The following is a 15,931-nucleotide window of genomic DNA, read 5'->3' on the forward strand; positions in this document are numbered from 1 at the left end:
ACGCCGACCGCTCGTCCCCGAGCTGATCGAAGAACCCGGCCAACGTCTCCTTGTCCCGCCCCGGCCCCGCCCACACCAACCGCTTGGTGTCGTGATCGACCACCACCGTAAGGTACTTGTGCCCGCGCTTGTAGGAGATCTCATCGACCCCGATCCGGCGCAGCCCGGCGAAGCGGTCCACCCCGGCCATCCCCGCCGCCGCGACCCGCTGCACAATCACCCCCACCGTGCGCCACGCGACCCGCATCAGCTGCGCCACAGCCGATCGGGAGGTGTGCACCGCCAACCACGCCACCTGCTCCTCGAAGGCGTACGTGTGCCCGGCGTCGTGGCGAGCCCACGGCACCGCCGCGACCACCACACCATGCTCACGACAGCGGACCCGCGGCGCGGGCGCTTGGACGAACGCGCGGATCGACCCCAGGTCCAGCGCCCGCCACCGCCGCTGCCCGCGGCCCTCATCGAAGCGGCGACACCGCCGCCGGCACCGCCCGCACCGGTCCTTGGCCCGCTTCGGGACCCGTGCCGAGACGACCAGGACGCCGGCTTCCTCATCGAGGTCGACGTCTTCGACGACGGCCTGCTTCAAGCCGAGCAGCTCAGCCCATATCCTGATCCCGCGCACGCCGTTCTCCCGTGGTAACGATCATGAACTCGACACTCAAGACCGTAGCCACCAGGACGGCGTGCGTCCTGCATCTCAGCTGTTCAGAGGCGTCGCAACAGCCGACCTGACCTCACACATGCGTCACAAGAGCCCGAAAAACTGCAGGACCTCGTTGTAGATCGCGGCGGACAGACCGCCGAGGAACGTGTAGGCCAGGACGATCACCCCGGCGACGACGATGGCCAGCCACGTCGGCCAGCCCAGCAGCGCGTTGACGACGATGGCCATCGCGTAGAGGTTCACCCCGGCCAGCAGGACCGAGGCGATGGCGAACAGCAGGCCCTGCAGCCGCTGGGTCTTGGCGTCGAAGCGGCGGCCGAGGAACTCCGGCACCGACCGGACCTTGGAGCCGTAGTAGAACGGCATCATCACCAGGGCGAGGAACACCATCGCCGGGATCGCGCCGATCCAGTAGTAGTGGAACGCCTGCTCGCCGAACTGCGCGCCGTTGGCGGCCTGGCCCAGCAGTTCGGTGGCGCCCAGGTTCGCCGAGACGAAGGCCAGCCCCGTCACCCACGCGGGCAGGCTGCGGCCCGAGAGCAGGAAGTCCAGGCTGGAGGAGACGCTGCGCCGGGCGATGAGGCCGATGCCCAGGACGATGAGGAAGTAGAACCCGACGAGCAGGTAGTCGACGAGGTGGGCGTCGATGCGCAGCGCGCCCGTGGTGGCGGAGGACATGGCGGAGGACACGGCGGCGGTCACGGCGGCGGTCACGCGTCCTCACCGTCCGCGGGGGCGGCGGGGTCGGCGCTCTCGGCCGGGTGCAGCGGGCGCAGCAGTGTCCAGCCGATGAAGAAGGCGGACAGCAGCAGCATGCCGATGCCGGTCCACAGGTTGAGGTTGACGCCCCCGGTCTTGGCGCGGTCGGCGTCGGTGAAGGAGACCAGGCCCCAGACGAGGCAGACGAGGCCGTAGACGGCGAACAGGCCGCCGATGACCGTGCGGATGTCGAACAGCACGTCGGCCGTGCGGCCGGACGCGGGGGTGTCGGGGTGTCGTGCTGACACGGGATCTCCAGGGACGAGCGACGGTTGTGGCCGCACAATCTTGCATGAGGCAACCACCTTCGGGAAACCCGGGGTCCCCGGACGGGGGAGGGGCCGGCCCCGCGCCTCAGCGCGCGGGGGCCGAGGCGACGGTGGAGCGCAGGCGCTGCACGAGCGCCACCAGGGCCGGCGGGGCGGCCGAGCTCGTCGTGTCGAACACCACGCCCAGCTCCCAGGCACCGGCGGACCCGCCCGCCCGCGCCACGGCGCCGGGCAGGTCCAGGCTCCGGCCGCCGTCGGGCCAGCGGAGGACGACGCGCGTGCCGACGCCCACCCTGCGGGTCGTCCCCGTGGCCACCCGGGCCCCGCCCAGCCCCAGGTCGAGCACGGTCGCCGGCTCCTCCTGACCCTCCACGCCCAGCACGACGGCCTGCCGGCAGGGGAAGCGGTCGACCCGGCGCCGCTCCATCGTGGCGGCCAGGTCACCCATCCCGCGGGCGCCCTCGACGGCCGCCGTCACCGACCCCCGCAGCGACACGAGCGCCTCCCGCTGGGTGTCGGCCACCGAGCGCAACCCCTCCGCGGCCGCGTCGATGCCGGCGATGCGCTCCTGCACGGCGCGCAGACCGGCCAGCACGGCCCGGGCGTCGGCCTGCACGGCCGCGACGGTCTGCGTGATCTCGTGCGTGGACCCGGCCGTGGTCGCCGCGAGGTCCTGCACCTCACCGGCCACGACCCGGAAGCCGTCCCCGGCCGCCCCGGCCCGGGCCGCCTCGATCGTCGCGTTGAGCGCCAGCAGCTTCGTCTGGCCCGCCACCTGCGCGATGACCGTGGCCATCGACCCCACCGACCGCAGCGAGCCCTCCAGCGCCGCGACGTCCCGGTCGGCCTGCGCGGCCAGGGCGAGGATCTCGCGGGTGGCCCCGGTCGCGGCGAGCGCCTTGTCGTCGATGACCGCCGTCGAGGCCTGCACGCCGGCGACCTGGTCCTCGACCTCGCCCAGGCGCGCGACGATGGCCGAGCTGGAGTCGTCGACGACCTCCTGCGCCCGCGCGCGGGACTGCCGCTCGGTGAACTGCACGTGGACGAAGGCGCCGCGGACCTGCTCCTGCAGGTGCTCGGCCGCGGCCGCCTCCGCCTGCGCCGCGGCCGCCGCCAGCTCCGCGTGCGCGGTGCGCAGGGCCGCCGCGGCGCGCTCGGCGCGCACCGCCGACCACGCCAGGGCGCACGTGCCGGGCAGCACCGCCAGGCCGGCGGCCAGGGCCAGTGCGCTCGACCAGCCGCCGTCGGTGAGGACGTGCGCGCCGGTGAGCACGGCCGCCGGGGCCAGCGCCAGGGACGCGCGGGTGAGCGGGCCGCGCCGGACCGCGACGGCCGGGACGGGGCGCGGGGCGGTGGGCGCGGGGGACGGCCGGTCCTGCGGGGTCACGCCGCCCCTCCCGCCGTCGGTCGCGCGGCCGGCGGTCACCGGTCGTCCCGGGAGTCATCGGCCGGCCCGGGCCCGGGGTTGAACGTCTCAGCCCCGGCGGTCCCGGCGGTCCCGGTGGTCCCGGTCGTCGTCGAGCAGGACGCGGCAGACGCGGTGCACCCTGTCCCGGCACGCGACCGGGCGGCCTCTCCCGGGGTCAGGGCACGCGGACGCCGGCGCCGCGCATCTTCTTCTTGGTGCGCTGCACCGACTCCTTGAACGCGCGCAGCACCTTGGTGCCGCGGCGGCGGTAGCCCAGCCGGTCCATCGCCGCGTCCAGGACGGCGGCGTCGGCGGCGGTGACCCCGAGGTCGGCGTACGCGAGGGCGACCGCGGCGTCGATCGTGGCGGGCGGGGTCTGGTCGATGTTCGGGTTCCCCCCGGCCAGGGCGGTGACGAAGTCGGAGACGGCCCGCTGGGCGTCCTCGGCGGCGCCCAGGCCCTTCGGGAAGGACTCCACGGGCACGGGGACGGCCGGGGCCGCGGCGGCCGGGGCCTGCTCGACCGCGGGGGCCAGCGCGCGGACCTCCTCGGCCAGGGAGCGGGCCACCGCGCGCGGGTCGGTGGACCAGTCCGCCACCCGCAGCAGCCGGTACGGCACCCCGGTGGCGCGGGCCCGGGCCGGGCGCACGACCTCGCGGTCCTGCACCCGCCAGGTCGCGAGCGCGTCCTCCAGGCCCAGCAGCAACCGGGCCCCGCCCTCGCGCAGCTCCAGCTCGGCGGCCCCGGGGGTCCCGGCGGGGACGACCTCGACGCCGGCAGCCGTCAGGGCCGAGGTCACGGCCTCGGCCACCGCCGAGGGCCGGACGGGCAGGGGCAAGGCGAGCACCGGCAGGACGGCGGCGGCCCGGGTCCAGGCCGAACCGTCCTCACCGCCCCCGGTCCCCAGCAGGACGAGCTGACCGGCCCGGTCAGCGAGCTCGGCCACGGCCGGGGCGGCGAGCCGGTGGGCGTCCTCGACGACGAGCACGTCGACGTCACCCGTCTGCTCACCCGCCTGCTCACCCGTCTGCTCACCCGGCTCCCGCCCCGCGACCTGCACCGGCCGGGCGCGCGCCCCGGACAGGGCCAGTTGCAGCTCCCGGACCGCGCGGGCCCGGCGCTGCTCGTCGAGCCGGCGGAAGTCCTCGGCGACGCGGGCGACGGGGGCGCCACCGGGGTCGGCGGCCTCCAGGGCCGCCCGCCAGTGCGTCCCGTCCACCAGCCGCGCCACGTCCGCCGGGCCCGACCCGGCGGGCACGGCGGCGGCGAGGTCGGCCAGCCCCTCGACCTCCACGGCCGCCCGGTCCTGCCGCCCCCGGACGGCGCGCGCGGCCCGGCGCACCTGCCCGGCGACGTCCCCGAGCCGGTCCAGCTCCGGGTCGGCCGGGACGTCCGGCACCACGTCGGCGACCGCGACCAGGCTGCGGCGCACCGGGTCCAGCAGGTCGGCGAGGTCCGCGCGCGAGGCGGCCGGGGCCGGGGCACCGCCGACGGTCGCGGCCCAGTCCCGCTGCAACGCCCCCAGCGCCTCGACGTCGCCGGGCCCGAAGGAGGCCCCGTCGTGGCGCAGCGCGGCGAGCCGCTTCAGCTCCCGGCGCCGCTCGCGCTCCTCGGCCGAGAGCAGGGACCGGGGCTGGCGGGCGAGCACGGCCGCCGTCTGGTCCAGGTCGGTGCGCAGGGCGGCCGGGACGTAGGTGCGCAGCGCGTCCTCGACGCGGGTCAGCACCGGCAGCCCCGCCGCCAGCTCCGAGACCGTCCGCGGCCGCCAGCCCGTCTCGGAGGCCAGCCGCGGCACGAGGGCCGCCAGCCGGTCCAGCCCGTCGGGGAGGCGGTCGAGGTCGTCGGCCGCGGCGGCCAGGCGCTCCTCGGGCACCCCCCGCAGCGGCTCCTCACCCACCGCGCGGGCCCGGTCCAGGAGCGCGGCGACACGGGCCCGGTCCTGGGCCGACCAGGTCGCGGCCACCGGCAGCAGCGGCGGGTGCAGGTGCTCGGCGCGCAGCGCGGCCAGCCCGGCCACCTGCTCCGAACGGCTCGCCCCGGCCCCGGCCCCGGCCCCGCCGGGGGTGAACCACGCGCGGTGCCGGGCGTCCAGGTCGCGCAGCAGGGTCAGCCAGCGGTTCGGGTCCGAGGCCGGCAGCCCCGCGCCGCGGCGGCTCGCGTCCTCGGCGACGTCGGCCAGCAGGTGGCCCAGGCCCAGCCGGGTCAGCTCGGCGCGGGCCCCCGCGGTCGCCGGACCCGGCACCAGCCGCACCGAGCGGCCCGCGGCGGCCAGCGCCGCCAGCAGCCCCACCAGCAGCACCTGCCCCTCCTCGGGCGCACCGTCGGGGGCACCGTGGGGGGCACCGTCGTGGGCGCCGGGACCCACGTCCACCAGGACCGGCCCCCCGGCCAGGGCCAGGTCGGCGACGAGCTGGTGGCGCGAGGTCGCCGCCTCCGGCAGCAGGGACACGCTCGCGGGGGGCGGGGGGAGCGGCACCGGCGCGGCCGCGGCGGGCGCTCCGCGCAGGACGGCCAGGAGGTCCCGGTGGTCAGCGCCGGCGGGGTCCAGGGGTGCGGTGCTCACCCGGCGACGCTACCGGGTGCCCCGGGCCGGGACCGGTCGGCCGCCGCGCGGGAACGGCTCTCAGGCCGCCCGCAGGTACCGCAGCACCGCGCTCACCCGGCGGTCCGCCTCGTCGCTGGGGGCCAGGTCCAGCTTGGCGAAGATGCTGCGCACGTGCTTGTGCACGGCACCGTCGCTGACCACGAGCCGGGCCGCGATCGCGGAGTTGCCCAGCCCCTCGGCCATGAGGCCCAGCACCTCGCGCTCGCGGGCCGACAGCCGCTCCAGGCCCGCGTCGGTCCCGGTGCGGGTCAGGAGCTGGGCGACGACCTCGGGGTCCACGGCCGTGCCGCCGCCGGCGACGCGGTGCAGCGCCTCCAGGAACTCCTCCACGCGCCCCACGCGCTCCTTCAGCAGGTACCCCACGCCGCGGGCGCCCCCGGCCAGCAGGTCGGTGGCGAACGCCTGCTCGACGTGGGCCGACAGGACGAGGACGGCCAGGCCGGGGTGGGTGCGCCGGGCCCGCACGGCGGCGCGGATCCCCTCGTCGGTGTGGGTGGGGGGCATCCGCACGTCCACGACCGCCACGTCGGGCCGGTGCTCGTCGACGGCGGTGAGCAGTCCGTCCGTGTCGACCGCCGTCGCCACCACGTCCAGGCCCTCCGCGGCCAGCAGCAGGGCCAGGCCCTCGCGCAGCAGGGCGTCGTCCTCCCCGATCACGATCCGCACGGCAACCGCACCTCCACCCTCGTCGGCCCGCCCGGCGGGCTGGTCACCTCCAGCGTCCCGTCCAGGGCCTCGACCCGGCGCCGCACCCCCGCCAGCCCCGTCCCGGCCCCCGGCTCGGCGCCGCCGCGGCCGTCGTCGTCCACCGCGACGTGCAGCACGCCGGCCCGCCGGTGCAGCGACACCGACGCGGCCCGCGCCCGCGCGTGCCGGGACACGTTGGTCAGGGCCTCGGCGACGACGAAGTAGGCCGTGGCCTCCACCGACGCGGGGCAGCGGGGCTCGACGGCGACCTCGACGCGGCAGGGCACCGGGCAGTCGGCGGCCAGCCCCGTCACGGCGGCGGCCAGGCCGCGCTCCAGCACCGGCGGCAGGACCGAGCGCACCACCGCGCGCAGGTCGGCCAGGGCCTCCTCGATGGCGGTCTGGGCCCGGGCCAGCAGGTCGTCGACCCCCGCGGGGTTCCGGGCCAGGGCCCGTCGCGCCGCCCCGAGCAGGACGTTCACGCCGACGAGGCGGTTCTGGGTGCCGTCGTGCAGGGACCGTTCGATGCGCCGCAGTTCCGCGGCGTGGGCGTCCAGCGCCGCCGCGCGGGTCGCGGTGAGCTCGGCGACCCGCAGCGACAGGTCGACGTCGGCCGGCGGGTGCAGCAGGGCCCGGCTGAGCCCGGACTGGGCGCGGGCCAGGACGGGCAGCCCGGCCAGGGACAGCAGCGCCCACCCCGCGCCCAGGCCGGCGACGGCCAGCGCGTCCGGCCAGGTCCGGACGGTCCACCACCACGGCGAGGCGTCCGCACCGGCGGGGACCAGCCACCACCACAGCGGGAACGACAGGTCGCGCACCGCGTAGACGGGCAGCAGCGTGCCCAGCAGCCCCAGCGCCAGGCCCGCGGTGGCGTGCGGCAGCACCCACCGCAGGTCCCTGCGCCACAACCGGTCCGTCACCGCCGCCCGCAGCCGGTCCGGTCCCGGGCCCAGGGTGGGGGACCCGGTGCGGGCCCGTTCGACCTCGGCCAGCCGGCGGACCTCGCGCACCGCGGACGGCGCCAGCAGCACCCCGGCCCCCACGGGCAGCAGGGCCAGCACGACGATCAGCCAGGCCGTCAGCAGGGCCGCCGTGAGCGCGGTGCCCAACCCCCGCCCGAGGTCCAGGAACCCCGCCCGCGCGCGGGTGAGCACCACCCGCACCGGTCCCGCGCCCACCGCCGCCGTCGTCATCGCGCCGACCGTACCGACGCCCGGGCCGGTGCCGGTGCGGCCGGCGCCCGCGGGGGGGAACCACCTGCGGGGAACCTCGACCTGCGGGGAACCCCGACCCGCGGCACGCTGCCGGGGTGTCGACGAACCCGGCTCCCGTGACCGACCAGGACCTCACCGCGCTGCAGGCGCCACCGTCGTCGCGGGGGGTGGCCGTCGTGACGGGCGGCTCGGCCGGGCTGGGCCGGGCGCTCGTGCGCACCCTGGCCGAGCGCGGGTGGGACGTGGCCGTCCTGGCCCGCGGCCGCGACGGCCTGGCCGGGGCGGTGCGCGACGTCGCGGCCACCGGCCGGCGCGCGGTGGGGGTCGTCTGCGACGTCTCCGAGCACGAGCAGGTCGAGACCGCCGCCGACCGCGTCGAGGAACTCCTCGGCCCGGTCGAGGTGTGGGTCAACGACGCCATGACGAGCGTGTTCGCCCCGTTCCTCACCACGGCCCCGGAGGACTTCGAACGGGCCACCCGCGTGACCTACCTGGGTTTCGTCAACGGGACCCGGGCCGCGTTGCGCCGCATGGTCCCCCGCGACCGGGGGCAGGTCGTGCAGATCGGTTCCGCGCTGGCCTTCCGGGGGATCCCGTTGCAGGCGGCCTACTGCGGGTCCAAGCACGCGGTGGTGGGTTTCACCGAGAGCGTCGTCACCGAGCTCCTGCACCAGGGCAGTTCCGTGCACGTCTCGATGGTCCACATGCCGGGGATGAACACGACGCAGTTCGGGTGGGTGCGCACGACGCTGCCCAAGCACCCCCAGCCCGTGGCCCCCATCTACCAGCCCGAGGCCTGCGCCGCCGTCGTCGCCTCGGTCGTGGACCGGCCGCGGCGCACCACCTGGGTCGGGGAGTCCACGATCGGGACGATCCTGGGCAACCGGACCGTCGCCCCCCTGCTGGACCGCTACCTGGCGCGGTCGGGGATCTCCGGGCAGCAGACCGACCAGGACGCCTCGACGATGGTCGGGGAGAACCTGTGGGAGGCGGTGCCCGGTGACCACGGGGCCCACGGGGAGTTCGACGACCGCTCGTGGCGGTCCAGCCCGCAGATCTGGGCGCTCCTGCACCGCCGGGCGCTCACGGGGGTGGCCGTGGGGGCCGCCGCGCTCACCGCCGGCCTCCTGGCGCGCGGGACCCGCCGGTGACGTCCCCGGCCCTGGCCCGCGCGGTGTGGGGGACCGCGCTGGTGACGGTCCCGCGCCCCCTGCTGCGCCGCCTGGACCCGGCGGGGGCCGACGACCGCGCCGTCGCGGTGGCCCGCGTGCTCGGCGTGCGCCACCTCGTGCAGGCCGCGCTCACCGGTGCCCTCCCGTGCCGCCCGGTCCTGCTGGCCGGGGCCGTCGCCGACGCCGCGCACGGCGCCTCGATGCTCGCCCTCGCGGGCTGGGACCCCGGCCGCCGCCGGGTGGCCCTGGTGGACGCGGCCCTCGCCCTCGGCTGGGGCGCGGCGTCCTGGGCCGGCGCGGGGCGGGTCCGGTGAGCCGCCCGGTGAGCCACCCGGTGAGCAGCGCCCCGGAGGACGCCCGTCCCGGTCCGATGGCCCACACCCTGCGCGAGTACGCGCTGCTGGCCGACGGGGAGCGGGGGGCGCTCGTCGGGCCGCAGGGCGACGTCGCGTGGATGTGCGCGCCGCGGTTCGAGGACCCGGCCGTGTTCTCGGCCCTGCTGGGAGGCCGCAGCCGCTACCGGATCGCACCGGCCGCGCGCTGCGTGTGGGGCGGGAACTACGAACCGGGGACCCTCGTCTGGCGCAACCGGTGGGTCACCGACGACGGGGCCGTCGTGCAGTGCCGCGACGCCCTGGCGCTGCCCGCCGACCCCGGGCGGGTCGTGCTCCTGCGCCGGATCGGTGTGCTGCGCGGCCGGGCCCGCCTCGTCGTCGACCTCGACCCGCGGGCCGGGTTCGACCGCGACGGCGTGCGCGCCGAGCACCGGGCCGAGGACGGGACGTGGACCATGCGGACCGGTGACCTGGGCGTCCGCTGGACGGGGGCGCCGCAGGCGGTCCGCAGCACCCACCACGGCGGGCTGTGCACCACCGTGGAGCTGGAGGCCGGGCAGGAGCACGACCTCGTGCTGGAGGTCGGACCGGGCGATCCGCGCGGGTGGGCCCCGGCGGTGCCCGCCCAGGTGCGCTGGCAGGAGACCGAGGTCGAGTGGGCCGGTCGCGTCCCGCGGCTGCAGGACGCCTGGTCCCCGTCGCAGGCCCGGCACAGCCTGGCCGTCCTGCACGGCCTGACCAGCGCGGCGGGGGCGATGGTCGCCGCGGCCACGACGTCCCTGCCCGAACGCTTCGACGGGCACGAGGACTACGACTACCGCTACGCGTGGGTGCGCGACCAGTGCTACGCCGGCCTCGCCGCCTACACCGCCGGCGACGACCGGCTGGGCGACAGCGCCACCCGGTTCCTCACGGCGCGGCTCCTGCAGGACGGCGCGCGCCTGGCCCCGGCCTACACCGCCGACGGCGACCCCGTGCCCGGGCCCGGGCGCGTGCACCTGCCCGGGTACCCCGGCGCCGACGCCGGCACGGGCAACCAGGTCCGCACGCAGTTCCAGCTCGACGCCTTCGGCGAGGCGCTGCAGGTGTTCGCGGCCGCCGCCCGCCGCGACCGGCTCGACGAGGAGGGCGAGCGCGCGGCCCGCGCCGCCGTCGACGCGATCGCCCAGCGCTGGCGGGAACCGGACGCGGGGGTCTGGGAGCTGCAGGAGCGGCAGTGGACGCACAGCAAGCTCGCCGCCGTGGCGGGCCTGCGGGCCTGGGCGGCGGCCACCCGGGCCGCTTCCCCGGCCCGGCACCGGGACAGCTCGGTCCTCGTGCTGGCCGACCAGGTGCTCGCCGAGGCGACGCGCACCGGCCTGCACCCCAGCGGCCGCTGGCAGCGGGCCGCCGACGACGAGCGGGTCGACGCCGCACTGCTGCTGGCGGGGTTGCGCGGTGCGGTGCCCCTGGAGGACCCGCGCACGCTGGACACGCTGGCGGCCGTGCAGTCCGAGCTCAGCCTGGACGGCTACGTCTTCCGGTACCGCCACGACGCCCGGCCGCTGCCGGAGGCCGAGGGGGCCTTCCTGCTGTGCTCGTACTGGACGGCGATGACCGAGGCCCAGCTCGGGCAACCGGTCCGGGCCGTGTCGCGGCTGGAGAAGGCGCTCGCCGCGGCCGGGCCGCCGCAGTTGTTCAGCGAGGAGTTCGACCCCGAGCAGCACCAGCTGCGCGGGAACCTGCCCCAGGGGTTCGTGCACGCCCTCGCCCTGGAGGCGTGCGTGCGGGTGCCGGACCTGCTGGCGGGGCGACCGGCCCGGTGACCGGCCGCCCCCGGCGGGTCAGGGGCAGGCGGTCAGCAGCGACTCGGGGGTGACCGAGGTCAGGCCGCCCAGGACCACCTCCGCGGAGATGTTCGTGTTGGCCAGGACGTACTCGTTGACCGAGGCCGGCGAGCACTCCTTGGGCAGCAGCAGCACCGGCGCCCCGTTGACGGCGGCGGCCGGGACCCCGGCGAGGGCGTCGGGGAAGTCGTCGCCGGTGGCGATGAAGACGGTGCCGGCGTCGGGGAAGACCGCGGTCGCGACGGCGGCGGAGGTGTCGTAGCGGTCGGCGCCGGCGACGCGGGTGGACTGCGCCGGGTCGCCCGTGCGGCCGGCGACGACCGCGGCGACCTGGTCGCTCACCGACACCGGGCTGCCCACGACGAGGCTGGAGGCGAAGGTGTGCTCGGACATCCACTGCGCCACGGGGGCCGGGACCGCGGTCGGTTCGGTGATCATCACCGGTACCCCGGCCGAGGCGGCGGCCGCACCCCCGGACAGGGCGTCGGGGAAGGTGTCGCCGCGCGTGACGACCACGCCCTCGGGGGTGGGGAAGAACCGCTCGGCGACGTCGACGGCCGTCTCGTAGCGGGTGGCGCCGGCGATGCGCGTGACCGTCGCCCCCGTCGCGGCGGTGCCGATCGCGCTCAGCACCGCGTCCGAGACGCGGTCGGTGCCCCCGACGACGTAGACGGCCGCGGGCTTCAGGCGGGCCAGCTCGGCGGCCGTGGCCTCCGGCAGGTCCCCGGCGCGGGTCAGCAGCAGCGGGGCGTCCAGGGAGGCGGCCGCGGGCCCGGCGGTCAGCGCGTCGGCCGGGGCCTCACCGCTGGTGATGAACACCGCCGACCCCTGCGAGGGCTGGAACGACCCCTGCGCGACGACGGCGGCCGTCTCGTAGCGGTCGGCTCCGGCCGCGCGGACGAGACCGACGTAGGGGAAGGGCGTGCCGACCTTCGGCACCGGGGTGGCGGCCTGCGCGGCCCCGGCACCCACGGTCGACAGCAGGGCGGTGGCGGCGAGGGCCGACAGGGTCGAGCGTCGGGTGAAGCGCATCGTGGATCCTCTGGTCGCAGGTGACGGGGGCGTCCTCGCCGCCGCGGTCGTGAAACTAGGACATGGTTGCCCCCGGCGCCTTCCAGGCCGCCGAACTCACCCGGTCGGCGCACACCGGCCACCCCGGCGCACGCCCGCCCTCACGCGCCGGGGTGCTCACCGGGCGTGCCCGCGACGTCGTCCCAGCGGGGCAGCTGCACCCGGGGCTGCAGCCCCTGGCGGGCGCGGCCGACGGCCCAGCGCGCCGCCCGCAGCGCACGCCGCCCGCTCACGGCGTCCCCGGTCCCGCCGTCGTCGGCCAGCGCGCGGGCGGTGAGGTGCTCGACGACCTGCTGGTCGGTCGCGTCGCGCAGGAGCAGGGTGCGGGCGCCGGTGGACCACACGGCGAGGTTCCCGTCCGGCTGCACGAGGACCACGCGGTGGTCGACGTCCCAGCCGGGCCTGCGACCCGCCGCCCGCCTCACCGCCCCGCCCGCCCCGCCCGCTGCCCGCGTCCTCACCGCTCCGGTCCGGTCCTCCACCCGGGCATGGTCCTCGGGGCGCGGTGCCGCGCGCCCCCTCCTTCGGCAGGGGTGTCACGCGGAGGGGTCACGCGGAGGGGTCACGCGGAGGGGTCACGCCCCGTCGGCGAGACCGGCGCGCACGGCCAGCACGGCGGCCTGCACCCGGTTGCTGACGCCCAGCTTGGCCAGGACCGTCCCGACGTGCTCCTTGACCGTGGGCACCGAGACGAACAGCCGCCGGGCGATCTCGGCGTTCGGGGCGCCCTCGGTGAGCAGGACGAGGACCTCGTGCTCGCGCGGGCTCAACCGGCGCAGGGCCTGGCGCGCCGGGGCCGACCCGCGCGAGCGCACGAACCCCGCCACGACCGCCGCGGTGACCCCGGGGGACAGGACCCCCGCCCCCCGCGCCAGCTCCCGCACGTGCCGCACGAGCAGGTCGGGGTCGGTGTCCTTGAGCAGGTAGCCGTCGGCGCCGGCGGCCAGCGCCGCGGCGACCTGGTCGTCGGCGTGGAACGTCGTCAGCACCGCCACCGCGGGGCGGCGCGGCAGCCGCGACAGGCCCGCCAGCACCGTCAGGCCGTCGACGTCGGGCATCCGCAGGTCCAGCAGCACCACGTCGACCCGGTGGCGGTGCACGGCCTCCAGCGCGCCCCCGCCCCCGACGGCGGCCACGACGTGCAGGTCGGGGGCCGCGGACAGGACGGCCGTCAGGCCCGAGCGGACGAGGGGCTCGTCGTCGACGACGAGGACGCGCACACCGGGCTCGGACGGGGCCTCGGGTGGGGTGGTGGACCGGGTGCCGCGGGTCTCCTCCACGCGGTCAGCATCGCAGGCGGCCGTCCGGCGGCCGCGCCCACCGCGCTCGCAGGTGCCCCCAGCAGGATTCGAACCTGCGACACACGGTTTAGGAAACCGATGCTCTATCCCCTGAGCTATGGGGGCCCGTGGGCAGCGTACCGGCCCGGCGGGGGCGGCCCGCACCGGCGGCCCGCGCGGCGTCCGACATCGCCGAACTACGACACGCTGTCGTCGCGGAATCGCTGCGCTGCAGGCGAACGGGGCGGGGGTGCGGTCGGGAGGGGGCCGTCCGGGTGCCTACACTCAAGCCGTACAGAACACCGACCGATGGCCTTCTCGGGTGTCGGACTCACGTCGACGGGGACGCCGGCACCCGGCAGTCGCCGCCACTCGAGGAGAACTCCCGCATGTCCGTCACCACCGCCCGCCCGGCCGGCCAGGCCCGGGTCCCCGCCGCGCGTCCCGCCCCCCGTCGAGCCCCGCGGGAGCAGGCCGCCGTGGCGGCCCTGCACACCGCGCTCGTGGAGTCCGGCTGCATCCTCGTGGCCACGGAGGTCTCCGAGGGCGGGTGCACCGTCTCCTTCTACGACGCCCGCTCCCTGGGGCGCGCCGTGGACGTCATCGCCTCCGCCGCCACGCGCGCCGGTGACCCGGCCCTGGCCGCCCGCGCCCGCCAGCAGGGCGGGGACGCCTGGAAGGTCACCGCCCAGCCGCAGACGTGGGCCGGCGCCGAGGGCGACCCCGACGCCTGCGCGAACCGCTCGGCCACGAGCTGGCGCCTGCAGGTCCCGGCCGCCGACGTCGTCCCCACCGCCGCCGCGCTGCTGTCCTGAGCCCGGGGCCTCAGACCTCGATCTCGGCGAGCACGCCGGGCACCTGGCCCGGCAGCTCGCGGGCCAGGAACCCCAGCCGTCCCACGGTGCTGGCGAGGCGGTCACCGGCGCGGCCGTGCAGGTACACGCCCCACACGGCGGCCTGGGTCGGGTCTGCGCCGCGCGCGCACAGACCGGTGACGATCCCGGCCAGGACGTCCCCGGAACCGGAGACCCCCAGCCCGGCCCCGCCGGAGGCGTCCCGCCAGCACCGGCCGTCGGGGGCCGCCACCCACGACTCCCCGCCGCCGGCCGCCACCGTGCACCGGCTGCGGCGGGCCAGCTCGCGCGCCGCCGACCCCACGTCCTGCCCGATCTCCTCGGGGTCGGCGTCCAGCACGATCGCCAGCTCGGACAGGTTCGGCGTCAGCACGGCCCGGCCCTGCAGGTGGTGCAGGAACGTCACGTCGGCCGTGACCGGGGCCAGGCCCAGGGCGTCGAGCACCACCGTGGTGTCCAGCCGCGGCACGACGGCCTCCAGCAGCGAGCGCACGTCCTGCTCGCCGACCGCGCCCACGCCCAGCAGCGCCGCGTGCGCCCCGCCGACCAGGTCCACCAGCTCCTCGTCGTCGGCGCAGACCGGGTCGATCCCCCCGCCGGGGGTCTGCGGCAGCCCCAGCACCAGCGCCTCCGGCAGCGCCACCCCCAGGGCGGTGGCCGTGCCGGCCGTCGTCGCGACCTGCAGCTTGCCCGCCCCCGAGCGCAGCGCGGACTCCGCGGCCAGCAGCACGGCCCCCGGCGTCCGGACGCTGCCGCCCACGACGACCGTGCGGCCCCGGGACTCCTTGCCGGTCCCCGGTGGGGGCAGCGGCCACTCGCGCAGGACGGCGGAGGTGACGGTGACCGCGTCCCGCGGACCGTCCTGGGCGGGGTCGTGGTCGGGGCGGTCGGGCCGGGTGTCGTCGGATCTCACGTGCAGCCCCTACCCGCGCGCCTGCACGTCACGCGGTTCGTCGTCCACGGCGTCGTCGGTGACCTCCACGTCGCGCACCGCGGTGGTGTCGCCGGCGCGGTCGAGCGCGAGGTGGCCGCCGTCGGCGCGGTAGGCCGTCACCGAGCAGTTGGCCAGCGGCTGCTCGGCGTCCAGCCGCAGCACCGACTCCTCGTCGAGGTCCTCCAGGACGAGCCGGAAGTTCATCACCACCGCCTGGTGGGACACCAGCAGCACCTGCCGGCCGGCGTGCTCCTCGCGCACGCTCGCCAGCAGGCTCCGCACGCGCAGGGCGACGTCGCACCAGCTCTCACCGCCCGGCGGGCGGTAGTAGAACTTCCCGATCCGGCGCCGCCGCTCGGCCTCCTCGGGGAAGCGGGCGCGCACCCCGCGCCCGGTCAGCCCGTCCCACCAGCCCAGGTCGCGCTCGCGCAGCCGCTCGTCGGTGCGCAGCCGCACATCGTGCCCGGCGGCCTGCAGCTCCCGCGCGACCGCGCGCGCCGTGTCGTGGGCGCGCAGGTACGGGGAGGCGAGCAGCACGTCCGGGACGGGGGGCGCGGCCGGGTCCCGGGTCAACCAGCGCGCGACGGCCGAGGCCTGCGCCCGGCCCAGCGGGGACAGCGGCACGTCGGCGTCGCGTTCCTCGACGTCGACCACCTCCGCGTGCGTCGTGCGGGCGTGGGCGTCGGCGAGGTTGCCCGTCGACTGCCCGTGCCGGACGAGGACCAGACCGGTGGGCTGGGGGAGGGCGGCGTTCACCCCACCACCCCTACCGCGTCCTGCGCCTGTGCGCCCGCCGGGAACGATCTGGGCGCCGGGAGCGTGGGACGGGGAGGGTGACCCGGTGGGACCG

The 15,931-nt window shown here is 77.6% G+C and carries 15 protein-coding genes, 1 tRNA gene and 1 pseudogene; 4 read left to right on the forward strand and 13 right to left on the reverse strand.

Annotated elements, in window-relative coordinates; translation table 11 throughout:
• The 7 genes and pseudogenes from AB2L27_RS17730 to AB2L27_RS17760 form a co-directional block, all read right to left on the reverse strand.
• On the reverse strand, nt 1-625 hold a 625-nt coding region (locus AB2L27_RS17730), incomplete at its 3' end, for a helix-turn-helix domain-containing protein (protein WP_370442822.1).
• 126 nt (nt 626-751) lie between these two features.
• Nucleotides 752-1,345, reverse strand: a pseudogene (locus tag AB2L27_RS17735) (sodium:solute symporter family transporter); the annotation flags it as partial.
• 32 nt (nt 1,346-1,377) lie between these two features.
• Nucleotides 1,378-1,674 carry a hypothetical protein gene (locus AB2L27_RS17740; RefSeq protein ID WP_370442823.1) on the reverse strand — a complete coding sequence of 99 codons (297 nt, stop codon included), beginning with the start codon at nt 1,672-1,674 and terminating at the stop codon, nt 1,378-1,380.
• Between the two features lie 106 nt (nt 1,675-1,780).
• Nucleotides 1,781-3,082: a methyl-accepting chemotaxis protein gene (locus AB2L27_RS17745; protein ID WP_370442824.1), complete on the reverse strand. Its 1,302-nt coding sequence runs from the start codon at nt 3,080-3,082 to the stop codon at nt 1,781-1,783.
• Between the two features lie 196 nt (nt 3,083-3,278).
• Nucleotides 3,279-5,666: a hypothetical protein gene (locus AB2L27_RS17750; RefSeq protein ID WP_370442825.1), complete on the reverse strand. Its 2,388-nt coding sequence runs from the start codon at nt 5,664-5,666 to the stop codon at nt 3,279-3,281.
• 60 nt (nt 5,667-5,726) lie between these two features.
• Nucleotides 5,727-6,374: a response regulator gene (locus AB2L27_RS17755; protein WP_370442826.1), complete on the reverse strand. Its 648-nt coding sequence runs from the start codon at nt 6,372-6,374 to the stop codon at nt 5,727-5,729.
• Nucleotides 6,362-7,588, reverse strand: a complete 1,227-nt coding sequence (locus AB2L27_RS17760) for a sensor histidine kinase (RefSeq protein ID WP_370442827.1) — start codon at nt 7,586-7,588, stop codon at nt 6,362-6,364. The genes AB2L27_RS17755 and AB2L27_RS17760 overlap by 13 nt, the downstream gene beginning before the upstream one ends.
• 161 nt (nt 7,589-7,749) lie before the next feature.
• Here AB2L27_RS17760 and AB2L27_RS17765 point away from each other — a divergent pair, with 161 nt between their 5' ends.
• The 3 genes from AB2L27_RS17765 to AB2L27_RS17775 are packed head-to-tail and all read left to right on the forward strand — an operon-like array spanning nt 7,750 to nt 10,921.
• Entirely contained in the window at nt 7,750-8,760 is a 1,011-nt protein-coding gene (locus tag AB2L27_RS17765) for an SDR family oxidoreductase (protein WP_370442868.1), read from the forward strand.
• The gene (locus AB2L27_RS17770) at nt 8,757-9,095 is read left to right on the forward strand and encodes a hypothetical protein (RefSeq protein ID WP_370442828.1); all 339 of its coding nucleotides are present in this window, start codon (nt 8,757-8,759) and stop codon (nt 9,093-9,095) included. Before AB2L27_RS17765 ends, AB2L27_RS17770 begins: the two co-directional genes overlap by 4 nt.
• 20 nt (nt 9,096-9,115) lie before the next feature.
• Nucleotides 9,116-10,921 carry a glycoside hydrolase family 15 protein gene (locus AB2L27_RS17775; protein ID WP_370442829.1) on the forward strand — a complete coding sequence of 602 codons (1,806 nt, stop codon included), beginning with the start codon at nt 9,116-9,118 and terminating at the stop codon, nt 10,919-10,921.
• An 18-nt stretch (nt 10,922-10,939) separates the two neighbouring features.
• Here AB2L27_RS17775 and AB2L27_RS17780 read toward each other — a convergent pair whose 3' ends face one another.
• The 4 genes from AB2L27_RS17780 to AB2L27_RS17795 form a co-directional block, all read right to left on the reverse strand.
• A complete protein-coding gene (locus tag AB2L27_RS17780; protein WP_370442830.1) occupies nt 10,940-11,974 on the reverse strand; it encodes a cell wall-binding repeat-containing protein in 1,035 nt (344 codons plus the stop codon).
• 140 nt (nt 11,975-12,114) lie between these two features.
• Nucleotides 12,115-12,495, reverse strand: coding sequence for a hypothetical protein (locus tag AB2L27_RS17785; protein WP_370442831.1), 381 nt, complete (start codon nt 12,493-12,495; stop codon nt 12,115-12,117).
• A gap of 93 nt (nt 12,496-12,588) precedes the next feature.
• Complete coding sequence (locus tag AB2L27_RS17790; RefSeq protein ID WP_370442832.1) at nt 12,589-13,293, reverse strand: response regulator; 705 nt, start codon at nt 13,291-13,293, stop codon at nt 12,589-12,591.
• A gap of 53 nt (nt 13,294-13,346) precedes the next feature.
• Nucleotides 13,347-13,419, reverse strand: a tRNA-Arg gene (locus AB2L27_RS17795).
• Nucleotides 13,420-13,682: 263 nt separating this feature from the next.
• Between AB2L27_RS17795 and AB2L27_RS17800 the strand changes: the two genes are divergently transcribed.
• Nucleotides 13,683-14,108 (forward strand): hypothetical protein, encoded by a 426-nt coding sequence (locus AB2L27_RS17800; RefSeq protein WP_370442833.1) that lies wholly within the window; start codon nt 13,683-13,685, stop codon nt 14,106-14,108.
• A gap of 10 nt (nt 14,109-14,118) precedes the next feature.
• Here AB2L27_RS17800 and AB2L27_RS17805 read toward each other — a convergent pair whose 3' ends face one another.
• Nucleotides 14,119-15,060, reverse strand: coding sequence for an NAD(P)H-hydrate dehydratase (locus AB2L27_RS17805; protein WP_370442834.1), 942 nt, complete (start codon nt 15,058-15,060; stop codon nt 14,119-14,121).
• Between the two features lie 9 nt (nt 15,061-15,069).
• Nucleotides 15,070-15,837: a histidine phosphatase family protein gene (locus AB2L27_RS17810; protein ID WP_370442835.1), complete on the reverse strand. Its 768-nt coding sequence runs from the start codon at nt 15,835-15,837 to the stop codon at nt 15,070-15,072.
• Between the last annotated feature and the right edge of the window lie 94 nt (nt 15,838-15,931).

Source organism: Kineococcus halophytocola, assembly GCF_041276425.1.
GTDB lineage: Bacteria > Actinomycetota > Actinomycetes > Actinomycetales > Kineococcaceae > Kineococcus > Kineococcus halophytocola.

Coding starts and splice junctions, on each gene's coding strand:
- AB2L27_RS17760 (WP_370442827.1), bottom strand. CDS start 7,588: ATGACGACGGCGGCGGTGGGCGCGGGACCGGTGCGGGTGGTGCTCACC.
- AB2L27_RS17800 (WP_370442833.1), top strand. CDS start 13,683: ATGTCCGTCACCACCGCCCGCCCGGCCGGCCAGGCCCGGGTCCCCGCC.
- AB2L27_RS17780 (WP_370442830.1), bottom strand. CDS start 11,974: ATGCGCTTCACCCGACGCTCGACCCTGTCGGCCCTCGCCGCCACCGCC.